Consider the following 23,726-nt stretch of genomic DNA (forward strand, 5'->3'; position numbering starts at 1 on the left):
TCTCCTCACCTATAGCACTTAAACTATGGCATCAGCGCACTGAGACGTTCGCTGTTGTAAACAGCCATTATCTTGCTGGCATATTCAGGATCAGTAGCGTAACCGGCGTCTTGGAGCGCACTTGTATAACGCGCAGCATCTGAAGCATTTTCCACAGCTTGGCTGTAGCGAGGCTGCGAGGTAATAAAACGGCCATAGTCATCCATTGCTTCTTCAACCGAACCGTAAGACCTAAAGGTAGCCTTTTGTTTCTGTGGCAGCCCATTGTTGAATTCCAATGTATCCACCACCGCCTGTTCTCCTTGCCAGCCTTTATTCGCCTTTATGCCAAACAGATTATGCGAACTAGTGCCATCAGATTTGTGAATGACAAATTTTCCCCAGCCTGTTTCAACCGCAGCCTGAGAAATGATTGCTCTTGGATCCATGCCGTATTTCTCCGCCACTTTCTCGGCGATAGGCATAAGGCTCTCAACAAATTGTTCTGGGCTCTCGAACATGGCGTCTTTTTGTGCCGCCTGGCTTTTTATCGAATTAGAGGAAAGCGCTATGCCTTGTGCCTCAGCGACCTTGTATTCACGACTTCTATTTAGCGATGAAATATCACCGTCACTTCTTATAACGCTAGCAGGCGTATAACTATTTTCGGTTTGGCCTAACTGTTTCACAATAACATCAGCTAACCCCAAGCCACCGCCTGATGTTAAATCTGTAGCCAGCTGCTGGTCGTGCATATCGCGGTAAAACTTCACTTGTTGAGAATTGAACGGGCTATTCTCATCGGCAAGCGCATCTTGCGCTTTACGCATAGATTTCAACATCATCTGCACAAATATCGCTTCAAACTGCTGGGCAGCTTCTTGCAATACTGTTTCATCACCCGACGCAATGGCTTCGCGCATTTTGTTAATGCTACCCATATCATGGACATTACGAGCCATATCAAGCTGATTTTTTGTGCTTAGTGATTCCATCGTATTTATTCCGCTGTAACCCTTTATTATTCCTATCGGATGCTTGTATAGACTGTTTGATTTAGATGATCACAAGCTCGCCGCGTAGAGCGCCCGCTTGGCGTAAAGCTTCTAAAATTGCCATTAAATCCCCCGGTGCCGCGCCCACTTCATTAACTGCGCGAACTAGTTGGTCAAGAGTGACGCCTGGCTCGAACTTGAACATTCTGCTATCAGCTAAATCGACATCTACAATTGACTGTGTGGTCACCACTGTCTCACCGTCAGCAAATGCATTGGGTTGAGCAACCTGCTGATTTTCAGAAATCGTTACTGTTAAACCGCCATGTGTAATGGCCGCAGGCAATAAGCGTACGTCGCTGCCTATTACGATTGTGCCGGTACGGCTGTTTATCACAACGCGTGCTGGTGCATCTGCCGGCGTAAATTCAAAGTTTTCCAGAGTAGCCAAGAAGCCAACTCGCTGGCCAACATCCCGGGGAGCAGTTACTCGGACAGATGCGGCGTCGATGGGTTTTGCAATTATGTAGCCATTTTCAGGTTGTGCGCCTAAGCGCTCGTTAATAGTGTCTGCAAGTGCTTTTGCCGTTGAAAAGTCTGGGTAATGAAGATTAAGGGTCAGCGTATCGCCATTCGCAAAACCGCTAGGAACCGATTGTTCAACCATAGCTCCATTTGGAATTCTGCCTACGGTAGGCGTATTGACGACAATACGCGACCCATCGCCTCCCTGCGCACCAAACCCACTAACCACTAAGCTACCTTGTGCTACCGCATAGACTTTGCCATCAACACCACGAAGAAACGTTTGAAGAAGTGTTCCGCCTTGAAGGCTTGATGCTTCACCAACGGAAGAAACCGTGATATCAATGGTTTGACCCGGTTTTGCGAAAGCAGGCAATTCGGCATGAACAGCAACCGCCGCCACATTTTTAATTTTTGGTTTGGTATTAGCATCAAGGCTGATACCAAAATTGCTTAGCATGGTTCTAAAACTTTGCTCGGTGAATGGGCTTTGCTCGCCGGTACCAGGTAAACCAACGACAAGACCATACCCTACTAATTGGTTGCTACGCACGCCCTGTATGCTTGCTAAATCTTTAATACGCTGCGCCGCTGCTTGTGAAGATAAAAGCAGTGTTAATACGGCTAATACGACTGAAAATAAACGCATGTCCACTCTCCTACCAAAAACCTAAAGAGGCCACCAAGTTGAATCGAAAAACTTAGTTAACCAACCCTTTTCTTGCGCTCTCGCAAATGTACCCGTACCCGAATATTGAATGCGAGCATTGGCTACCTTCGTGGACACTATCTCATTCTCAGGGCTAATATCTGCAGGGCGAATAATGCCTGTTAAACGGATGTACTCATCACCATGGTTCAGCGTTAACCACTTCTCGCCGCGAATAACCAAATTATTGTTTGGCAATACATCTACAACCGTTACAGAAATGGCACCATCTAAACTGTTGCTTTGGTTAGCTGCAGCATCACCGCTAAAGTCGCGAGAAGATCCGATCCCTAATTGAATAGATTGGCCACCAATATTTACCGCCTGACCACCTAGGCCGGTTATCGTATCTAGGTTTACATTAGTATCTTTAGCTGTAGTGGTGTCAGCAGACTTACTGGCTGACGTACTTTCGTTCAAAGTAACCGTAATAATGTCGCCCACTCGTCTGGCGGTAACATCAGAGTACAAACTGTTTGCCATGTACGAACGAAATAGCGAACCGTCTTCAACCACCGTTTCACGCGGGTAATCTGGCACTACTGGCGCAAACGAGGGATCATTTGCCTGAACAGGAGGTTCGTTTGTACTGGCGCAACCGCCAAGTAAAAATAGTGCAACAGATAAACCTAAAATACGCATGACGCTACCTACTAAAGTTGCTGAATAACCTGACCAAGCATTTGGTCAACTGACGAGATAACTTTTGAGTTCATCTCATACAAACGCTGGCTTTCGATCAGGTTTACCAACTCTTCGGTCACGTTTACATTTGACGTTTCAAGGGTTCCTTGAGAGATATAACCTAAACCTTGAAGCCCAGGGATACCTTGAATAGGTGCACCGCTCGATGCCGTCTCTACATAAAGGTTTTGTCCGGTAGGCTGAAGCCCCGTCGGATTCACAAAATCAGAAATATTTAACTGCCCCAATACCTGAGGTTCAGCTTGACCGCGGATGCTCACGCTGATTTCACCATCTTGCGAGATAGTGATTTGCTGCGCATCTTCAGGAATAGCTACTTCAGGCTGAAGTAAGAAACCAGCGCCAGAGGTAACAATTTGCCCTTGGTCGTTTAAGGAAAATTGACCATTTCTTGAGTAAGCAATCGTGCCGTCGGGCTGCAAAATTTCAAAATAACCACGACCTTGAATTGACATATCCAACGCATTTTCAGTGGTGAGCAAGTTGCCCTGCGTATGTGCTTTTTGCGTAGCGACCACTTTTGAACCTGAACCAAGCATTAGTCCAGATGGTAGTTCGGTGTCAGCAGAAGAACGACCGCCTGGCTGATTGATATTCTGATAAAGCAAATCTTCAAATACTGCGCGGTCTTTTTTAAAGCCTACAGTTGATGCGTTTGCTAAGTTGTTAGACACCACTGCCACATCGGTTTGTGCGGCGTCTAGTCCGGTTTTACTAATCCATAGTGCTGGATGCATGTTAACCTCCGACGTTGCTCAAAGGGCAACGGTGTTTAAAATTCATTTACAGTATGCGCAGCAACTGGTTACCGCGAGTATCAAGCTCTTCTGCCTGCTTCATCATTTTGACTTGTAACTCGTAGTGACGTTGAAGACTTATCATGTCTACCATCTCTTCAACAGCATTAACGTTTGAGCCTTCAAGCATGCCAGACATTACTTTGACGTTGGCATTGGCCGGCGCAATGGAGCCATCTTCCATTCTAAATAAGCCGTCGGTGCCGCGCTCCATATCCGCGTAATTAGGCGAGACTAACTTAAGGCGACCCACTTCTTCGATAACATTTGCCGGGGCGCCTAACTGTCTCATTGACAAGGTGCCGTCAGCAGCAATGTTTAGGTTATCAAGAGGCACAGGTAAAAAAATCGGCCCGTTGTCACCTAGCACCACACGGTCGTGAATGTCTGTCAAAATTCCGTCATCGCCTAGTTTGAAGTTGCCATCACGGGAATAAGCTTCTTGACCATTTTGATCTTGTACCGCAAACCAACCATCCCCTTGAATGGCCACATCTAAATCTCGGTCCGTTTTAATCATAGGGCCCGACTCATAATTGTTAGACGGGCTTTCAGTCATAGAAAATACGCGGGTTGGCAAACCTTCACCGTAAGCCGGCATCGATCTCGCTTGCTCTAATTGAGCTCTAAACCCGGTTGTCTGCGCGTTGGCTAAGTTATTGGCTCTAATCCCCGTACCTAATAGGTCTTGAGATGCGCCACTCGCTGAAATATAGAGAAGTTTGTCCATGACTGACTTTTGACTCTGATTAAACCTTAAACAAGATTTTGCAAAGGCGATGCCAATCTGTGGGTTTTTAACTCAGATAGAAAATATGAAAGGTATTAAATTGATATTTAAAGGAAAATAAAAGAGCCGCGGTTGTGCGGCTCTTGTAAATATCGGCAATAATGGAGGGCTTATACGCCAATGTATTGCCGCTTTTATATTCAAATAAACGGCGCTTTACCTTAACTATCGGATGTTCAGGATAGTCTGGTTCAGTGAATTATTTACCTCAAGCGCTCGTGAGTTAGCCTGGAAGTTACGCTGAGCGATAATCATATCGATAAGCTCGGTTGTCAGGTTAACGTTAGCTTGTTCAAGGGCTGATGAATTAATCTCACCGAAGGTACCGGTTGTTGCTTCACCCGCGAGTGCCTCACCTGAAAGAATACTCTCTTTCCACTGAGTACTGCTTTCTTGCGTTAGGCCTTGCTCGTTAGAGAAGCGAACAAGCGCCACACGAACAATCGGCTCAGAGGTTCCGTTAGAGAAAGTGGCACGTACCAAGCCGTCTGGGCCAATATCAATACCCGTGAGTCGTCCTACTGGCAGACCATCTTGTTCTAATGACGTTACTTCAAAAGCAGATGCAAACTGCGTTGGCTCATTAGGCGTGGCGTTATTTACATCGAGGTTGAAGTCAATGCTAATCTGCTGCGTAGGGTCTGAGCCATTTGCAAGAATACCAGCGCCCAATGCTTCAGTTTGCATCTTGAAATCTAACGTTGGTAAGCCATCTGGCGTTTCCATACCAGAAAAATCACCGCCTTGAGAGAAGATAAGTTTAGATGCAGTTACTGCATTACCTGTATTACCGCCAACCGAGTTAACTGCTGTGGCTGGGTCAGTATCGGCACCCGTAGAGTCTGTCATATCAACGAGGGTATCGTCGACTGCTGTGGCCACATACCATTCATTATCAACGCCAGGTGAACCGTCTTTGATAAAATAATAGGTCATAACATGACTATCACCCAAAGAATCATAAACGGTAACCGATGTTGCTGCGTTATACGTCAACGGATCTTCAGGGTTGAAGTCTTGAGGGTCTAGTCCAAGATCACCGGCAGGAAGATTCATACGAATATCAACTTCAGAGGTTTGCTGCGGTGAGCCTGAAGAATCCGGAATACGAACAGGTTCTGTAGTACTCAGCGCAACTGATGCACTGGTTCCATCAGCGTTTACTGGGAAACCCAGAAGATTATCGCCATTACTATTCACCACGAAATTGTCACTATCGAGCTTGAATTGACCAGCACGAGTAAACGAAAAGTCACGAGACGTAATTTCAGGTACCGTTGCAAAGAAACCATTACCTGTAATCGCGAGATCAAGCGACGTGTTAGTAAACTGCAGGCTACCTTGAGAAAATTGCTGCGCAACCTCTTGGGTAAGTACACCATCACCCACTTTTGTTTTGCCACCTGCCAACAATGATGCAGCATAAACATCACCAAATTCAGCACGAGATTCTTTAAAGCCAACTGTATTTACGTTTGCGATGTTGTTGGCGGTTACATCCAAATCTTTTTGTGCGGCCGATACGCCACTCAGTGCAATATTAAAAGACATTATTGATTCTCCTACTAACTGCCGATTTGAATGACGTCATCAAGATTGATACTGACATCACCATCCAAATTCAAAATTACGCCCTGACCACTACCGGCCAAGCTGACACTTCCAACATGACGATTAACGGCAGTGTTAAGCTGAACGCCTTCGCCGTTTAGTTCGCCAGTGGCACTGATAACATATTCACCGGGTGCCATCTGGTTTCCATGTTTATCTTTGCCATCCCACTCAAACTCAATGTTGCCGGCACTTTGTGTTCCTGCATCAATGGTTTTAATAACCTCACCGAACTGGTTCTCAATGCTAATCGTCATGTTTTGAACAGTTTTCTCGTTTACGATGACGCCAGAGAGCCCTTCACCTTCGTTCGCCATATAACCGACATTACCTTGAACTAGCACGTTCTGTCCGATGAGACTCGATGCCTGCAGTGCTTGATTAGATGTCATTGAAGCCGCAAACGATTCGAATTTCTCGTTAAGCTGGGAGATGCCGTCAGCCATCGTAAATGACGTCATCTGGGCCACCATCTGATCGTTATCAACCGGTGCCGTAGGATCCTGATTGGCAAGCTGTTCCGTCAACATCGAAAAGAAATCTTCTTGGGTTAGCTGCTGCTCGGTACCATCGGCAACTTTTACAGTTTCTTCCTGCCAGTACAGGTCCGTATTTAAGCCGGTGTTATTTATGGTGTTCACTGATTAATCCTCACATTATTCAAGCGGCAAATTACTGCCCTTGACCTAACTGAAGTACGCGGCGGAAGATTCGTTTGGTGGTATCCGCTACCTGTACGTTTGTTTCATACGCTTTAGACGCAGACATCATATTCGCCATTTCTTCTACAATATTGACGTTAGGTTTGTAGATATAGCCCTCTTCGTCTGCCATTGGGTTATTAGGCGCATATTCCACCTGAAGTGGAGCATCACTTTCCACTATGCCCTTAACCTGAACACCTGCGCCCTTCGACTGATCTCGCATAGCGTCTTGTAATGCCGTGGCAAAAACAGGGTGGCGAGCTCGGTAGGTTTCGTCATAGCTGCTGCTTACCGAGTTTGCATTAGCAATATTACTCGCCGTGGTATTAAGGCGAACATTTTCCGCCTCCATACCCGTACTCGAAATTTGCATTACGTTAAATAAACTCATGACTATTGACCTCCTGAGCTAAGTGCTTTTTTCATGCCTTTAATTTTTCCATTTAAAAATTCAAGGCTTGCTTGGTAGCGCAATCCATTGTCTAAAAACCGGTTTCTTTCCGCTTGGACTTCTACCGTATTACCGTCGCCGGTATCCGGTTGGGTGGGTACGCGGTACTGCATGTCAAAATTTGCCGCAACAGACGAAGAGTTGCCGCCTAGGTGGCGTTCATTTGTCCTTACCAATCCGGAAGAAGCATGTTGTTTGGTTCCACTAGATGCTTCGCTCATTGCCGACTGCATGGCTTTGTTAAAATCAATATCTCTGGCTTTGTAACCAGGGGTATTTGCGTTAGCTAGATTCCCCGAAATAACCTCCATACGCTCTGTGCGTATCTTCAGTGCTGACTCGTGAAAGCCCACCAGCTTATCTAGGTTAATAGCCATAACATGACCTCTGACATACTTTAAAAACGTTTCGTGTTGACAAGCTAAACGGAACTATAAGGGTTTAACTTTTGCCGTTTTACTGTCGTTTGTTTGAATAGTTAGCAAGGCAGATGCCACAATGGGTTTTTGACGGAAGGTATAAAGGTCAGTAAGTCGGCTTGAGTTACAAAAAAGTTTATTTATCAAGCCGATAAGTTAGATCATTTTTTTTGGTAGTAAAGGCCAGGGTGGCACTTCACCATGCTATAGATATCACTGGCAGCACTTATAGACTCTGATGCGCCAAGAAATAGAACGCCGTTAGGCTGCAGTTGTCCGGCAATTTGTTGCAGGATCCGTTGCTTTACTTCTGCTGAAAAGTAAATCAACACGTTGCGGCAAAACACAATATCAAACCGACCGAGCGCGGCATAACTTGTAAGCAGGTTTAAACTCCTAAAGCTTACCATACGGCGAACCTCAGGCTTCACCTGCATAAGTCCCTTTTCGTTTTGTTGGAAAAAAGCTTGTCTTCGCTGTGGAGATAACCCTCTGGCAAGAGACAACTCGTCGTAAATGCCAGCTTCGCACTTTTGCAACATCTCAGATGACAAATCAGTAGCGACAATTTCAACGCCCGCTCTAAGAGCCCCCGGGCGTTGACGCTGAAATTCAAGCACGGACATAGCAATGGAATAAGGTTCCTGTCCAGATGAACACGCAGCACTCCAAATACGGATCTTCTGATGTTTCGTTGATAGGGACGGCAATAATTCTTTTATTAGAAGATCAAAGGGATAATTATCGCGAAACCATAATGTTTCGTTAGTTGTCATCGCGTCTATAACGCTTTGTAACAAAGCTCTATCAAAACCGCGTACAACAACATCAATGAGTTCGTCTGCAGACTCGTATTTATGCTTAAAAAGCAACGAAGCCAAACGACTACGGACGAGATATTGTTTATTCTCTCCCAACACTATGCCGCATTGCTTTTCTAGAAACTCTCTGAACTTGAAGTAGCTCGCAGGCGAAACGTCTTTATTAGCCAATCCTTTTTTGCTCCGTTACTCGCACTCAGCCATGAGCCATTTTTGTACAGCAACAGCAAGCTCATCGGGGTGAAACTTAGCTATAAAATCATCCGCCCCAACTTTCTGTACCATAGCTTGGTTGAATACACCACTTAACGAAGTATGCAACACAACATGTAACTTTTGTAACTCAGGCGTATTTCTTATCTCCGCAGTGAGGGTATAACCGTCCATTTCCGGCATTTCAATATCCGAGACTAATACACCAACGCGGTTGGTCACATCACCGTACTCTTCGGCAATTTCTTTAAGTCGGTTGAGTGCTTCAAGGCCATTTTTAGCCAGTTCAATTTCAAGACCAAGCGATGTAAGCGCTTTTTTAACCTGATTTCTCGCTACTGCCGAGTCATCAGCAATAAAGATGATTTTGTTCTCTTGCCCTTCAGTAGTTAGTCCTTCAGCGACATCCGAGCTGACCTCAGCATTTAGCGGAGAAATCTCGTTTAGAATTTTCTCTACGTCGAGTATTTCAATGAGTTCGTTTTCTACCTCAGTGACTGCAGTCAAATAACTGGCCCGCCCTGTACCCTGCGGCGGCGGCATGATGGCATCCCAGTTAGTGTTAATGATGCGTTCAACAGCGCCTACCAAAAAGCCTTGGACAGAACGGTTGTACTCAGCAATTACGATAAACGCGTTAGAGAGGTCTTCAATTTTACGACCACGTGTAGCCATGCTCAGGTCGATAACCGAAATCGTCTGGCCTCGAATGTGTGCTACACCGCGAACCAACGGGTTTAATTTTGGCATTGCAGTAAGCGGCGGACATTGAAGCACCTCACGTACTTTAAACACGTTAATACCAAACCGTTGACGACCGTTCAGTCTAAACAGCAACAACTCTAAGCGATTCTGCCCAACAAGCTGTGTTCGCTGGTTTACCGAATCTAAAATCCCCGACATAGGTCACCTCTAAGTAATACTGGGCATGATCATTGCCTCTCATAGTAAAGATAGACAATATCATTAAATTTTTGCAGGTCAAACGACAGAAAAATGACGCCTATGGTTAATTTAAGCTTCACACGCATTTCAGCGTAACCCGCTAGATGAGCCGCTGTTGAAGCTTTCTAAGCAAACCTTTGAAGTTTATTTTGCCGCCAAACCTGATATTCACAAACATGTATTTTATTAAGCATAGTCAATAACTCGCAAACTGAACACGAAAAGTCATGATGGAAAAGATAAACAACAAAATGCGGATTACATTCTATCGCTCGTTCACCAGCTTAGTGCTCGGTTTACTTAGCGCACAATGTTATGGGGCAACGACTAACCATCAGCGAGTTGAAGAAGGTGCCAAGCAGTATTTGATAAATCAACTCACTGATACTTCGCAGGATACTAACATTGATGTCGACATTGTGAAGATAGACGATAGGATAAATATTCCTGACTGCCCAACGGGCTTTCAATACAACGCATCGCAGGAAGCACTTAGCCAATCTTACATATCAGTGAGAGTAAGCTGTAAGAACAATGAATGGTATTTGTTTACTAGCGGACAGGTAACGCGCACCAAGGAAATTGTAGTCACTCAAGGCGCAATAAGTCCGGGAACTGTTTTAACGTCATCTAATTTAACCCTGGCAAAAGTTGACGTACGACGGTTACGGCATACTGCATTTACCGATGTAGCTTCATTGATTGGAGCTAGAATGAAGCGTCGTATTACCGGTGGTCAAGCTATACAGTCAAATATGCTATGCTTTGTATGTAAAGGCGATAGAATAACGATTACCGCAGAGGTTGCAGGAATGGAAGTTAAGACGGCAGGAATAGCGCAGCAAGATGGCGTAGTTGGCGATAACATAAAGGTGATTAATGCCAGTAGCCAGAAGGCCGTAATTGCCAGAGTCGCAAGCCCTGAAGAAGTCGTGATACACTTATAAAAGTGAGCGTAAAATATCTACTGTTTTGTTTCCAATTTAGCTAAAGATATTAGCCTAGAGGCCGATATATATCACAGAGGCAAAATAGTAGTGAGGACTAAATATGGCAATTAACAATATAAACAATGGGTTACCTAAAACACCCGTTGATAACGGGAAAGTTGCGCAGCAAAATCAGACGCAACAATCTCAACAACAAGCTTCAGCGCAGTCGGCACAAACAGCTCCAGCTCCAAGACAGGACTCGGTTTCATTGACGCAATCTGCTCAGCAGTTGAATCAAGTTCAAAAGAAAGGGTCTGAAGCACCTGTGAACCAAGAGAAAGTGGACCGTCTTAAAAAAGCGATTCAAAGTGGTGAGTACAAGGTTAATCCTGAAGTGCTTGCTAATAAAATCTCGAAGCTAGAATCCGAGATTTTTGGTACTAAATAATTCGGCACTAAATAATCTGGTGTCAAATAACTAGTTAGAATTTATCAGACACGTTCAATGAGACAAGTATAGTGACAGAACAAGTAAGCCAGTTAACACAAGCATTATCACGTCAAGTGGAACAAATGACTTCACTTGCGTCGCTGCTTGAAAAAGAACTGCAGCTTATTAGCTCGCGTGACGCTGAATCTTTGATGAACTTGTTAGACGAAAAAACAGCCCTTCTGGGTTCTATTCAATCGCTGGATGCAACGATTGAAGACGCTATCGACAACGAAAATGCGATGTCGGAAGACGATGAAGCATTAATGGTTGAGGCAAAGAAGCTTCTTGAAGATTGCAAATATCGAACACAGGTTAATCAAAAAGCCGTAGAGCAAGGACAGCTACGCCTCACACACTTGCGGAATTTGATGATGGAAGTTCGAGCAAAAGAATCACTTACTTACGACAAAAAAGGGAAGCCAAAAGGCGGAACTTTAGGTGCCGGAGTGAGTGCTTAAGCGTTTACGCCGCATTTTAACGTCGCGGAGTACTAATCGCTTCGGCAGGCAATCTCACTTCCTTATTACGCACCTTTATATACTTTCTTTCGATGTTGTTGGTGCGACCCTCCTTTGGGTTTTCTTCTAGTAATACTTTACATCTTTCACTCGGCGCGGCTTAGCAGTCGACAAATAAATATCGTAGACTTGCTGCATATCTAAAGAAAGCTCAGTTACGTAAGTATCTTTCCCAACGGGATAGGTTTTAACGACCTCGGCGCCTCTTATTACTCCTTCCACAGACGCGCGTAACGTTTCACTGTCAACAACAAGGCGTGATACAGACTGACTACCTTCTATTTTTTGACCGTATACCTGCTCGGTCAACTCTCGGTATGCATCTAATTTTGACGCTTTCATCGCCATTATTAGCTTCATACTGTCAGACTCGCCTTTTTGCGATGAAATCGGTGCGTAACCAACCGCCTTTAAAACAGGGTAAGTTTCAGGCTCAACGGTTTCCCATTCGACGTGCTTATCGATAATGCCACATCCACTCAAAGAAACTGCCAGGCCAAACATAGAAGACCGCAAAAGTAGCTTTGAATTTTTTAGTCTATTCAACCACATAATTTAAAACCTCTGTGTGCATTAATAACGACTTAGTGACGTCTGATTGTTTACTTTCATTACCTATGTAGGCTAATAACCTTTGAGCAAAGCGTTATGAGGCGACTAAACTTTCATAACACATTTTGCAGTTTTAGACCTTGGTTAGAAGGAAATAAGCAATATATGCGCCCGTTTGCTTTTAAAGATAGCTTCCCACTTTAATTGGCACTTTTTTCGCATAGAACTCGCGTAGGTCTCGCATTGATTACGACATTATTTAATCGCAATAACTAAACAACCACAGAGGTGTCACGTGCGACAAGCAAGCAAAACAACGCTAATGGCATGTTTAAGCAGAGCAATGGCCGCTGTTTGCCTACTTAGCCTAATCGCTGGGCAAGCCCATGCCGTTTGGTATGAAGCCACTGGACAGGCTGTGGTAATGAACGGTAACAAGGAAGCAGCAAAACGCGCAGCAACACAGGATGCGCTCAAACAAGCTATGTTATTTGCTGGGGCGTCAGTGCAAAGTGTAGCCAAACTAACTAATGGGCTTCTGAAAAACGAAGAGATGACAATTAGTTCAACGGGCGAAGTCGAACAGTTAGAGCTCGTCAGCGAAACTTATAACGGTGATGTAGTCACAGTTAGTGTACGTGCAGACATCTTTCCTAGAGGGGAAGTATGCTCAGCACAGCAGGACCAAAAGCACTTTGCCACTACTCACTTTAGAATAAGAAACAGAACACAACTGACTGAAGGAAATATTCCACACTTTGATAAGGCGTTTACGCAGCGTTTAGCTAAGGCAATGCAAGAACAGACAGACAATCTCAGTATTACTTACGTTGCTCCCCATACTGCAAAGTTTGATAGCCGTTATACCGACAAAAACGTACGTACACTATCAGATCAAAGTAACACGCAATTCGTTATTGTCGGGGTTATTGATGATTTAAGCGTTACACAAAAAGAAGCATCCATGTTTACACCATGGCGAAGCAACACTTCACACCGTGCTTTTGCAATGTCTGTACAAGTTTATGACGGAATAAACGGCGGCCTATTGTTCAGTTCCTCTTACAATGCTAATGAAGAGTGGACGTTTGACAGATTTGAAGACATTGATGAATTTTCGTCATCCTTTTGGCAATCACGCTACGGTCGGGCGATTGATGGCTCAATCAGCCAATTAATAGAGGATATTAAAGAAGCGACAGCCTGCCAACCTGTTACGGGTCGCGTTATCAACATTGCGAACAACAAAATTTCGATATCTCTTGGGCGAGATAATGGCATATCTGAAAAAGATGAACTATACCTTTATCAGGCCAAAGAGGTGGTCGATAATCGCGGTAGAAAATATCTTCAATATACACTCTACCCCGGTACATTTATTGTTGATAGTGCATATGGCAATTCGTCTGTGGTAGTCAACGCTACATCGGGAATTACTGCGAATATTCAGGAAAACGATTTTGTAGTTAAGAAGTAAATTAGCTTTCACTTTATCAAATGTAAGTCACTGGCGTTGGGGAAACAGGGTTGGAATATCAACAAACCCGTGTTATACCTATAACTACGTATAGTATCTAATACTTAAACTTCAGATAGAGATAAGTACTCTCTCTTATACTTTAGTATGACCTACATAATAAAAATATGACCCTTTCTCTGTTTGCGTCGCACTGCTTAGCATTAGTAGCCTTGCTACTGGCTGGACAACAACTGAGGGATCACTATGTCATCGAGTTTCCAAAGCTCGAACAGGAAGTTAAAAATAATTTTGGAGCTGACAAAGCCTTACATGTCAGTGCGCTAGAAACTAAACTTCACGACCTTGAAAATAAGGCTGTTAAAGAGCAGCTAATCGGTGTAAACGCTTTCTTTGACGAGCATATCCAGTACGCTACCGACGATATCGTATTCAAACAAAAAGACTATTGGGCCACGCCTTCGGAACTTTTTGGTCATTCTCGCGGAGATTGTGAGGATTATGCCATTGCAAAATACGTAGCTCTGCTACACTTAGGTATCGATAGTTCTAAACTTCGCCTAATTTATGTAAAAGCGAAAATTGGTAGAAGCCGAGTAACGCAAGCACATATGGTACTAGGATACTATGATTCCCCTTCATCGGATCCTTTGGTGCTAGATAGCTTAGTGTCTAATGTGTTGCCAGGTTCTCAACGGACGGACTTAATTCCTGTATTCAGTTTTAATGATTCGGGTATTTGGCAGCCGGGTAAAACTGCACAAGTTTCTTCGTCTACCAGCAGACTATCAAGGTGGCGTGATGTTATTGAGCGCATGAAGCAGGAGGGGATTAGCAGAAGGTCTTAGGAGTTTATGTCAATAACAAGAGAATTATGGCTAGCCATTGTAGTCGTCGTCCTTGTTGCAATTGTAGGTAGTGTCACAATTCATGGAATAACTACCAAGCAATACGTAGAAGAACAGCTATATTCAAAAAACTTAGACAACGCGAGTATGCTTGCTCTTACCCTAAGTGGGCTTGATAAAGACCCTGTTTCGCTCGATCTCTTCATAATGTCACAATTTGACATTGGTCACTACGCTTCCATTGTACTTCAAAAATCTGACGGTGAAATCGTTTCTGAATACACTCATGAAGTGCAGTTGGACGAAAATACGCCAAAGTGGTTTTCAGATAACTTTTCTCCCATAGTCAAACCCGGTATCGCCCAAGTAAGCGAAGGTTGGGGTCAATACGGTACGGTTTATGTCGAAACAGATACCAGCTTTGCCGTTGCATCAATGTGGCGCGCCACTAAACGACTTATTTTTGGTTTATCACTGGTCGGCATATTTTCAGGCTTTTTAGGGGGCTGGGCACTGCGCTATATTATCAGGCCTTTAGACGGTGTTGTGCGCCAAGCTGAATCATTTCAGCAAATGCAATTTATCCAGCTAAAAGAGCCTCGTACATTAGAACTTAAGCGTGTAGTGCGCGCTATGAACTTTCTTGCTACTAACTCTAGAAAGATCATGGATGAAGAGAATACGCGCCTTGATCTTATGCGCTACAAAACACAATTTGATGACGAATCTGGTGTAGCAAATAGGGATTATTTCATCTCAATTCTAAAAGGGCAGCTAGCTTTTAGAGACACTGAAGGTGTGAACTGCCTTTTCTTCGTCAGATTTACCGAAGGCAAAGGCTTTTTGCGCTCACCGGCAAATATCAGAAAAAAGCGTATTCAAGATTTTGTTGAAGAAATTAACGATTGCCTTGCGTTACATCATCATCAATTTACTGACAGCCGAATTGCTAGAATGCAAAAAAACGAGTTTGCTATTTTGCTTACTGAAACCCATGATGCCGTAGCTATATCTGAAGCGGTTCATGGCGCCTGCCTAAGTGCATTCAGCGAAGTTGGCGATCCCAAGGTATTTCAGTCTGTTGTTAAACTTCGCCCAGATGATAGTTTCTCTGCTTTACTAATGCGTGCAGATGCGATGATTGATGAAGCAGAACTACTAGATATGGATGAACCCTTTATCGAGTCGACCCTTAAAGAATTTATTAGCTTGGTAGAGCAAAAACGCTGGGAAAAAGAGTTACAAAATACTATTGACGAATGTGGTGTAGAAACCTTTAACTTCCCGGTTTTAGATATTGACCGCAATTTGGTTCACTATCAGAGTTGGGCGGGCGTTACAATAGATGGTGAACTAAGAAAAAGTGGTTATTATACCCATTGGGCTCGCTATCTCGGGCTTCTACCCCAATTAGAGCTAACAACGATTACTAGCCTGATCAACTATATTAATAACACTAAAACAAACTCAAAATTTGCGTTTCTCTGTTCTGAGCAGTTCATGCTCAACCCAGAGGTTCTTGCTCAACTTTATTATCAAATCGGTACCAACGAAAAGGCAGCGAAACAGTTGTGTTTTGAGGTGCGAGAATCTACCGCGACTCGCTTCCCTGATGAGTTTAGAGATTTTTGTACAACCCTAAAAGCCAAAGGTTGCGAAGTGGGCTTGAAGCGAGTTGGAGAATCTTTCTCGCAACTGTTGAACGTGCAGGAAATGGGTTTAGATTATGTAAAAATCGATTCAGCGTTTATGGCAGATATCGATTTCAACCCTGCCAATCACGCCTTCATACGTGGCTTCTGCTCCCTTGCACATACTTTTGGCATAAAGGTCTATGCAGACGGCGTAAAGCGTTCAGATTACCAAGAACTGTTTATTGAATTAGGGATAGACGGTGTGGTTTCGCATATTGAAGTTATAGAGCATCTTTTAGATGACTAAACTCACCTATACGAAGCAATAAACTTATCCGGTCTTTCGCTTCAAACTTGTGAAGGAGCGTACCCACATATTCTTTAACGGTACGCTCAGTAATACCATGCTCTCTTGCTATCTCTTTGTTACTTAACCCTTCCAAAATACCATTCAATACATCTTTTTCTCGGTTTGTGAGCCCTTGCAATGAGGGTAGAACCCGCTTCGTTTGCATATTAGCGGCTATATTTGATGTGGTCTGTGTTAATAATTCATTGGGCAACCACATTCCTCCCGCTTCTATAACACGGGCTACAGAAGATAGTAGAGATTGGGTTCCTAATGCATGACAATATGCTCTAGCGCCTAACATCAACGCCGTTTGCATTTCTGTCCGGTCATATTTGTAAGTTAGCAGTACAAGGTTGTTAACTTTTTGTTTGGCCTCTATTAGCTGTTGACGCCAGCTATCATCAGTTGTCAAAACCCAAACGCAATCGCTCTCATCACACTCCAACTGAGTGACACTACTATAACTGGACCAAGTGTAGTGAGTCAGTGCACCTTGTAGGTCTTTTTCAGCAATGAAATGTCTCATTAACGCTCCCTCAGCGCAGAGGCTGTCACATTAAACAAGGGCGATAAAATATAGTTAAGTACAGTTTTCTTACCTGTCAAAATGTCGACTTGCACAATCATACCTGGCAAAATATCTAGAGACTCATCGGCAATACTGCGCTTTGTTTCTAGCCTTACAAGGTAGTAGGTTTCATCTTTTTCATTGGTGATAGCATCTGCGCTAATGTGCTGAACTTCAGCCGTCATTCCGCCATAAATGGTAAAGTCGTATGCACTAAATTTCAGAATGGCCGGCTGCCCTTCTCTTATAAATGCGATATCCTTTGGTGAAACTTTTGCCTCGACAATGAGCTGATCATCTTGAGGTACTAGCTCGACTACGGCGCTACCAGGTGTAATAACGCCGCCAACCGTGTTGATGAGTAGCCGTTGAACCGTTCCATTGATAGGCGAACGCAAATCTGCTTGCGATACTACATCTTCCAGACTGGTTTGAGACTGCTGTAGCATAGCCATTTCACCAGTCGCATCGGTCAATTCTTGATTCCATCGATTAACTAGCTTGAGGCGAGCTTCTTCCTTCTTAATAATTTCTTCTTCAATAGCATTTAACCCACGCTCTATTGCCACTTTAGATTTGCTAATGTTGCCTTCAAGCTCAACAATTTGTCTTTCTAATCGAAGAATTTCGATTTCAGACACTGCCCCTGATGCTAACAATGGCTTAGTCACCGCCAGCTCTTTTTTAGAAAGCGTCAGCACATTTTGATATTGGGATAGATTAGCTCGCTCTTCTTCAACATCTTGTCGGCGTTGTAAAATGCGAGAGTCAGAACCTGCCGCGATTTCATCAAGCTCAGCTAAATTCGAGTTATAGAGTTTTCTCTCATTATCAACGATGGTAGGCGCTTCTTCTTGAAGCTCTCGGTTAAACCGCAACACCTCGCCCTGGGTGAGCGCAGATAAGCGCTGCACCTTTGCCGCAAGAGCTGCAAATTGCGTGGTATTTTCTTCTAAACTGGATAGGAAACGCGTGGGGTCAACTTTCAACAGCACCTGCCCCGCTTCAACGGTTTGTCCTTCACGTACTAAGATTTCCTGTACTATCCCGCCATCGTATGACTGAAGCACCTGCAGCTGCTGTGACGGAATCACCTTCCCATCACCTTTAGCCACTTCGTCAATCTCAGCGAAATAAGACCACACCACTAACAAAAACAGTACTATTAGCACGACATAGAGCAGGCCACGGGCTTTTACCGGCGTTTGCATAATGCGCGACCATTCCGCTTCTAACACCCAATCTTGACCTGGGGGCGGCGCGAGCCAGCCTCGCATTAGCCGCTGTAACCAGTCCTTTTTTTCACCATCACTTTTCAAAATCATGGTGCCCTCTTCAATACTTGACTGGGTTGTCTAAACTGCACTAGTACCTCTTCCTTTTTACCATCGGCAATCACTTTTCCGTTTTCTACAACAATGACCCGTTCTACCAAATCGAGTAATGTGGTTCTGTGTGTATTAATAATAAGAGTTTTACTAGCCGTCGCCGCCTTAATCGTTTCCTTCATCTGTGCTTCATTAGTTGAGTCCATGGCTGAAGTTGGTTCATCCATAATATAGATTGCTGGGTCTCGCACTATGGCCCTTGCCATCGCCACAGCCTGACGCTGCCCACCCGACAGCAAGCAGCCACGCTCCCCCACATTTTGCTCTATGCCACTCGCACTTCCATTAACTAGCTTTGCCAAGCCGCATTGGGTAATGACTTCCCAAAACTCAGCCTCGTCAATATGTGTATCCTCTGGCAAAATATTGTCTTTTAATGAGCCGTGAAAAAGGCTCACATCTTGCGGTACATAGCCTATTTGTTTACGTAACAGCGTTGGGTCATACTGCTGAAGGTCTATCCCATCCAACAAAAGTTGTCCCGATTCGGGGCGATAAAAAGCCATAAGAAGCTTGTTTAACGTTGACTTTCCGCACCCGTTTTTACCCAAAATAGCAACGTGTTCCCCTTGTTTAATAGAGAAGTTAATGTCTTTTAACGCGAGTACGGTTTCATCTGGGTACTTGAAGCAAAGCTGGCTAGCGTCAATATTCCCTTTTAGCACGACATTGTTTTTAATCTGTTTATTGCTACCTGTTTCACTTGGTAAAGACATAATGTCATCAAGGGCATTCTTTGCGGTTTCAGCGTGATGGAATTGCGCAAGCAATGCGGCAGCCTGAGAAACCGGCCCCATAGCTCGGCTTGATAATAAATAAGCGGCTATTAGCCCACCTTGTGTTATCACGCCCTCAATAATGAGGTAAACACCAGTGAGGATAATAACCACACCCACAGATTGCTGGATCCAGAGCGCAGCGTTATTAACCGACATTGATACTAAACGTAGTTTGGCGTTGACTTTGGCAAGAAATATCGTCTGCTTTTCCCACGCACTTTGATTTCTACTTTGATAACCAAACGCTTTAACGTCCTCTAATGACGTTACGCTTTCAGTCACAAGCGAGCTTTTACGAGAGCTGATTTCCATCGATTCTTCAGAAAGAGAACGCATTACCCGCTGCGCCTTCATCGCATAAAGAAAAAGCGCAGTAGCACCAATGAGTATTGGAATGATCAGATAAAAATCAATCATGGCGATAATGACTACGAAAAGTAGCCCAAAGGGTAAATCAACCAGCGCCACTAAAGTGACTGAACCGAAGAACTGCCGAATACTTTCAAAAGACTGTAGGCTATTTATAAATGAACCACTTTTAGCAGGCTTGCTCGCTAAATTTATAGACAGCACTTTTTCCATTATTTTCGCCGATAGCGTGACATCTAATCGACTCGCCGCCAACTCTACAAAATACTGTCTAAGCATGCGCAATAAAAAATCTGCGGCTAGCACAAGTAAAACGCCAATAGCGAGTGCCCACATGGTTTCTAGCGCAGCATTTGGCACTACCCTATCGTAAACATTCATTACGAACAGGGGTAATGCGATAGAAAGCAAACTGATAAAAACGGACGCTAAAAGAACGTCGCGATACAAACCTTTTGCCGTTCTCATGGATGACCATAACCAATGCCCTACTGATGACTTATCAATTTGAGCATTGGTTTCTTGTGCATTCATCTCGGGGCGAGCAAAAATAACATACCCTGTATAGCTAGCACTTAGCTCATCTCTTGGTACTTCGACTACAGCATCATCGAGTTCCGGGTATGAAACTCTGGCATGGGTTTTATCAAGCCCATGTAGAACGCAGGCTTGCTTATCACTTAGCACTAAAACGGCGGGTAAAATTGCAGTGTTGATATGGTCTAGCTCGCGTTTTACTGTTCTACTGGCGAGCCCCGCTCGTTTTGCTGCGCGCTCAAATCCGGTAGGCGATAGTTCACCGCGGTCTAAAGGCAGTCCGCTAAGCAAGCTAACTCGAGATACATCTAAATGATGGGCGTGACAGATTGTTATTAAACAATCCATCAACACTCCCCCTTGTCTCTCCAAATAAGATATGTCGTCTACGACCTTCTTTTCCTTCATATAGGCCTACACATCACTATTCGTTAGTAGGAAGCTGGATAATAGCCGCTTCAATTCTGCGATTTCGAGCATTCGCTTCATCTGATTCTTCATCAATCAGTGGACGACTCTCTCCATAACCAACCGCAGTAATTCTTCTTGCTTCTATATTGGCTTTGGCCATCAGCAACGACGCAACTGCCTTTGCTCTGCGTTCAGACAAGCGCTGGTTGTATGCCGCATCGCCATCTAAAGAAGCATGGCCGTGAATGATGACACCAGAATTAGCGTCACTATTAAGCGCATCGATAACCTCTTGAAGGGAGTTCTCATATTCAGGTAAAACCTCGGTAGAATTAGAGGCAAACTCAATGTTTACATTAAACGACTCTATTATATTTGCGTTGTCCAAAGTGAAGTCTGCAGCACTTGGTTCTGGTGCCAATTCAGGCTCTTTCGCTTCACAGCCAAAGTCATCGACCATAGCGCCAGGTGTTGAATCTATGCAGTCATCCCATAAATCAACAATGCCGTCTCCATCAGAATCGCGCTTTAATATATTCAGTTCATCTTCAAAGTTCGTGCGAATTACAGGGCATACATAATTAGGGTCGTAGCTAATTTTTTCTTCAGCTTTACTTAGTACATCAGGCACGCCCTCTTTAGTAATGCCTAGTGTTTGCGCTAAGCTTCCCGATGCTGCAAGCAGTCTTACACGCGCTTTTTCTAGCGTATACTGGGCTTCTAAGTACGCACGACTCGATTCGTAGTACTCATTTTCTGAATCGAGTAAATCCAGTAGTGATCGTTCTCCTATAGTAAATTGGTCCATATAGGCAGATTTCACACGGTCTGAAGATAAGCGGTGAGCATTCAGTGAAGGTAGCTGCTCGGATATATTGATAATGTCGTTGTAAGCAATTTGTACCGTTTGTCTCATATCGATACAGGCTTTATCCCGTAAATCTTTTGCTAAGTCTACTTGCGACAATGCTTGTCGAATCGCCGCGCTATCCGACCCACCGTTATACAAGTTATAAGAAAAATTTACGCCGACACTCGCCTCGGTAATGGTGTTATTCAATGCAGCTTGGTCTCGTGTTTGCGCACCATAACTTGCGGTCAAATTAACCTGAGGATGGTAGAGACTCTTTGCACTATCGACCGCATAACGCTGCGCATCTATGTTATAAATAGCAGCATTAAATTGTGGATTAGTACCATACGCGCTAGTAAGTAAAGATTGTATATCTGTGACGTTTGCATCAACGAAAGCAGAGTTTATTGATACTGACTGTAGGTTTTGAGCAGGCTTTTCACCCACCAACCGCAAAAAGCGTGCGGTAACATCGTGCAAATTCGATAGCTCAGTAAGCACGTTAGACTCGGCAAGGGAAAGACGACCGCTAATTTGCTCTAAGTCAGCTCTACGACCTACTCCAGCCTCAACGCTTTCTTCAATTTGTTTGAACACATCAACATGAGTAATCAGGTTTTCTTCAGCAAGCTTCAAAAGCTCTCGAAACAACTGAACATCCATATAAGCAAGGGCGGTATCTAATGACTTCTGCTCAATTTCGCCCATTAGTTCAAAAAACCGTACAACTTGTGCTTGCTTAAAACGCTTCACCTCACTGCTTGTTAAAAAACCGTCATATAACATCTGGGTGAGGGTGATTTGAGCAGTATGGCCCATGTATTCTCGTTCTAAGCCATAATTTCTATCGGTGTACGCGCTCGACGCCAATACATCGACCTGTGGGCGAAAACCGCCTCTCGCGATGTCGACATCTGACATAGCCACTTGAAGTTGACGCCAACTGGCTTGTACTTCCGGATTTTCGTTTACTACCTTGCGTACATAGTCTTCCAAATTAACCGACAAATCGTTACTTCCATTGCTCTGCGCTGCGGCAATATCAGCAAGCAAAGCGACCGACAACCCAAGCATAGCCTTGGACAGCACTGTTTTCATCGACATCATATTTACATCTCATAATTTTAAGAATCTAAACGACATTTGTTTCGTCTCTTATCCCTAAAACATAGTCGCCATATGTATTTCTGCAAATCTAGCAACTTACAAATAGACTAATTATTAATAAATTAGGGGTAACTACCTAGTCTTATACCAAAGAACAAAGACTCTCCGTACCACGGTCCGGTAACCGAATGTAAATCCTCTGCTACGCTTTTTGTATAGCGTGAAAATTTATTGATTGAGAGGGAAACATGGCTGAAGTAATCATTGCGGGAGTAAACGGCGAGGCTTCTTTGATTCGCGGAGAAACCGGTGAGCAGGTCAATGTTACTGTCGGTATGACGGTGGCAGAGGGCGACGTATTGAACATATCACCTGATGGATTTGTTACCGTAAGTGTAGATGGAGAACTTCGCACACTTCCAGCCGGACAAAGTGTTACTTTCCCGCTGCAATTAGACTTTACCGAAAACAATTCTGACGATGAATTTGCTGTTTTTGATGAAAGTGTCGATGAGCTAACAGCATTACTTGACGGTGTTGACGGCGTTGATGGCAACAACCAAGAAGGTGACGCTGACTTTCTTGATGTGCTTGCTGGTGACGGAGACATTTTAGAATCGTTAGAAGCAACCGCAGCGGGCCTAGATGGCGGTGCTGGTACTGACGGCGGTAGTAATTTTGTGCGCGTTGATCGCATAAATGAAGAAGTCGATCCAGTGGGTTTCCAGTTCGATCAAAGTGCAAATGGCAACGACGATGTTACGCCAGTTGAGTTTTCTGGAACAGGCGAGCAAGCACAAGACATTTCACTTACCCTAGATGCGATTGGCTTAACAAGCGACACCACGCCAACACTATCAGGCATTACTTCAGCAATTCCAGGCAGTACAGTTACACTAACCGTTACCGATAGTGAGGGAAACACTCAGGTTGTTACCGCCATAGTACAAGACGACGGTACGTTCAGTGTAGACGTACCAAATGCACTGGCTGATGGTGAGTTCACGGTAGATGCTACCGTGTTAGAACCAACAGGTAATACTGCTGATAGTTCTACCACCGGTGAAATTGACGCTACCGCTCCAACCATTACCATTAATGCGCCGGGTTCTGATAACGACACCACGCCTACCCTTTCAGGTACAACCGATGCCACTCCTGGCAGCACAGTTACGCTAACCATTACCGACAGTGCAGGCAATACTCAAACCGTGACTGCCATTGTGCAAGCCGATGGCACCTAC

At 44.2% G+C, this 23,726-nt stretch carries 23 protein-coding genes; 7 read left to right on the top strand and 16 right to left on the bottom strand.

The window, feature by feature from the left end; translation table 11 throughout:
* Window positions 1-23: 23 nt before the first annotated feature.
* The 11 genes from flgJ to ACXAER_RS18275 form a co-directional block, all read right to left on the bottom strand.
* The gene (flgJ, locus tag ACXAER_RS18225) at window positions 24-974 is read right to left on the bottom strand and encodes a flagellar assembly peptidoglycan hydrolase FlgJ (RefSeq protein WP_474831621.1); all 951 of its coding nucleotides are present in this window, start codon (window positions 972-974) and stop codon (window positions 24-26) included.
* Window positions 975-1,035: 61 nt separating this feature from the next.
* Complete coding sequence (locus ACXAER_RS18230) at window positions 1,036-2,148, bottom strand: flagellar basal body P-ring protein FlgI (protein ID WP_474831623.1); 1,113 nt, start codon at window positions 2,146-2,148, stop codon at window positions 1,036-1,038.
* Window positions 2,149-2,169: 21 nt separating this feature from the next.
* A complete protein-coding gene (flgH, locus tag ACXAER_RS18235) occupies window positions 2,170-2,850 on the bottom strand; it encodes a flagellar basal body L-ring protein FlgH (protein WP_474831626.1) in 681 nt (226 codons plus the stop codon).
* Window positions 2,851-2,861: 11 nt separating this feature from the next.
* Complete coding sequence (gene flgG / locus ACXAER_RS18240; protein ID WP_014948598.1) at window positions 2,862-3,650, bottom strand: flagellar basal-body rod protein FlgG; 789 nt, start codon at window positions 3,648-3,650, stop codon at window positions 2,862-2,864.
* A 46-nt stretch (window positions 3,651-3,696) separates the two neighbouring features.
* The gene (locus ACXAER_RS18245) at window positions 3,697-4,440 is read right to left on the bottom strand and encodes a flagellar basal body rod protein FlgF (protein ID WP_474831628.1); all 744 of its coding nucleotides are present in this window, start codon (window positions 4,438-4,440) and stop codon (window positions 3,697-3,699) included.
* 225 nt (window positions 4,441-4,665) lie between these two features.
* Window positions 4,666-6,051: a flagellar hook protein FlgE gene (gene flgE, locus ACXAER_RS18250; protein ID WP_474831630.1), complete on the bottom strand. Its 1,386-nt coding sequence runs from the start codon at window positions 6,049-6,051 to the stop codon at window positions 4,666-4,668.
* A gap of 14 nt (window positions 6,052-6,065) precedes the next feature.
* The gene (gene flgD / locus ACXAER_RS18255) at window positions 6,066-6,752 is read right to left on the bottom strand and encodes a flagellar hook assembly protein FlgD (RefSeq protein ID WP_474831633.1); all 687 of its coding nucleotides are present in this window, start codon (window positions 6,750-6,752) and stop codon (window positions 6,066-6,068) included.
* Between the two features lie 31 nt (window positions 6,753-6,783).
* A complete protein-coding gene (flgC, locus tag ACXAER_RS18260; RefSeq protein ID WP_118490030.1) occupies window positions 6,784-7,206 on the bottom strand; it encodes a flagellar basal body rod protein FlgC in 423 nt (140 codons plus the stop codon).
* Window positions 7,207-7,208: 2 nt separating this feature from the next.
* Window positions 7,209-7,643, bottom strand: coding sequence for a flagellar basal body rod protein FlgB (gene flgB / locus ACXAER_RS18265; protein ID WP_474808281.1), 435 nt, complete (start codon window positions 7,641-7,643; stop codon window positions 7,209-7,211).
* Between the two features lie 203 nt (window positions 7,644-7,846).
* A complete protein-coding gene (locus tag ACXAER_RS18270) occupies window positions 7,847-8,677 on the bottom strand; it encodes a CheR family methyltransferase (RefSeq protein ID WP_474831637.1) in 831 nt (276 codons plus the stop codon).
* A 15-nt stretch (window positions 8,678-8,692) separates the two neighbouring features.
* Window positions 8,693-9,622, bottom strand: coding sequence for a chemotaxis protein CheV (locus tag ACXAER_RS18275; protein WP_474831640.1), 930 nt, complete (start codon window positions 9,620-9,622; stop codon window positions 8,693-8,695).
* Between the two features lie 293 nt (window positions 9,623-9,915).
* On the opposite strand from ACXAER_RS18275, the gene flgA reads away from it, so the two are divergent.
* The 3 genes from flgA (at window position 9,916) to flgN (ending at window position 11,547) form a co-directional block, all read left to right on the top strand.
* The gene (gene flgA, locus ACXAER_RS18280; RefSeq protein ID WP_474831642.1) at window positions 9,916-10,611 is read left to right on the top strand and encodes a flagellar basal body P-ring formation chaperone FlgA; all 696 of its coding nucleotides are present in this window, start codon (window positions 9,916-9,918) and stop codon (window positions 10,609-10,611) included.
* A gap of 103 nt (window positions 10,612-10,714) precedes the next feature.
* Entirely contained in the window at window positions 10,715-11,044 is a 330-nt protein-coding gene (gene flgM, locus ACXAER_RS18285; protein WP_474831645.1) for a flagellar biosynthesis anti-sigma factor FlgM, read from the top strand.
* A gap of 71 nt (window positions 11,045-11,115) precedes the next feature.
* Window positions 11,116-11,547, top strand: a complete 432-nt coding sequence (gene flgN / locus ACXAER_RS18290) for a flagellar export chaperone FlgN (protein WP_474831648.1) — start codon at window positions 11,116-11,118, stop codon at window positions 11,545-11,547.
* A gap of 126 nt (window positions 11,548-11,673) precedes the next feature.
* Here flgN and ACXAER_RS18295 read toward each other — a convergent pair whose 3' ends face one another.
* Window positions 11,674-12,159, bottom strand: a complete 486-nt coding sequence (locus tag ACXAER_RS18295; RefSeq protein ID WP_474831650.1) for an LPP20 family lipoprotein — start codon at window positions 12,157-12,159, stop codon at window positions 11,674-11,676.
* Window positions 12,160-12,454: 295 nt separating this feature from the next.
* Between ACXAER_RS18295 and ACXAER_RS18300 the strand changes: the two genes are divergently transcribed.
* From ACXAER_RS18300 to ACXAER_RS18310, 3 genes are all read left to right on the top strand, one after another.
* Window positions 12,455-13,636: a flagellar assembly protein T N-terminal domain-containing protein gene (locus tag ACXAER_RS18300; RefSeq protein WP_474831654.1), complete on the top strand. Its 1,182-nt coding sequence runs from the start codon at window positions 12,455-12,457 to the stop codon at window positions 13,634-13,636.
* 167 nt (window positions 13,637-13,803) lie between these two features.
* Window positions 13,804-14,484 (top strand): transglutaminase-like cysteine peptidase, encoded by a 681-nt coding sequence (locus ACXAER_RS18305; protein ID WP_179982619.1) that lies wholly within the window; start codon window positions 13,804-13,806, stop codon window positions 14,482-14,484.
* A gap of 6 nt (window positions 14,485-14,490) precedes the next feature.
* Window positions 14,491-16,425, top strand: a complete 1,935-nt coding sequence (locus ACXAER_RS18310) for a bifunctional diguanylate cyclase/phosphodiesterase (RefSeq protein ID WP_474831658.1) — start codon at window positions 14,491-14,493, stop codon at window positions 16,423-16,425.
* Here ACXAER_RS18310 and ACXAER_RS18315 read toward each other — a convergent pair.
* From ACXAER_RS18315 to ACXAER_RS18330, 4 genes are all read right to left on the bottom strand, one after another.
* Complete coding sequence (locus ACXAER_RS18315; protein ID WP_474831660.1) at window positions 16,400-16,996, bottom strand: response regulator transcription factor; 597 nt, start codon at window positions 16,994-16,996, stop codon at window positions 16,400-16,402. The two genes, ACXAER_RS18310 and ACXAER_RS18315, sit on opposite strands and share 26 nt — an antisense overlap.
* Entirely contained in the window at window positions 16,996-18,363 is a 1,368-nt protein-coding gene (locus ACXAER_RS18320) for an HlyD family type I secretion periplasmic adaptor subunit (RefSeq protein ID WP_474831663.1), read from the bottom strand. The genes ACXAER_RS18315 and ACXAER_RS18320 overlap by 1 nt, the downstream gene beginning before the upstream one ends.
* Window positions 18,360-20,459 carry a type I secretion system permease/ATPase gene (locus ACXAER_RS18325; protein WP_474831665.1) on the bottom strand — a complete coding sequence of 700 codons (2,100 nt, stop codon included), beginning with the start codon at window positions 20,457-20,459 and terminating at the stop codon, window positions 18,360-18,362. Before ACXAER_RS18325 ends, ACXAER_RS18320 begins: the two co-directional genes overlap by 4 nt.
* A gap of 76 nt (window positions 20,460-20,535) precedes the next feature.
* Window positions 20,536-22,482: a TolC family outer membrane protein gene (locus tag ACXAER_RS18330; protein ID WP_474831667.1), complete on the bottom strand. Its 1,947-nt coding sequence runs from the start codon at window positions 22,480-22,482 to the stop codon at window positions 20,536-20,538.
* A 248-nt stretch (window positions 22,483-22,730) separates the two neighbouring features.
* Here ACXAER_RS18330 and ACXAER_RS18335 point away from each other — a divergent pair.
* A partial coding sequence (locus tag ACXAER_RS18335) for a retention module-containing protein (RefSeq protein WP_474831669.1) occupies window positions 22,731-23,726 on the top strand: 996 nt, incomplete at its 3' end.

This window comes from Alteromonas sp. AWJ4_199, from assembly GCF_056159165.1.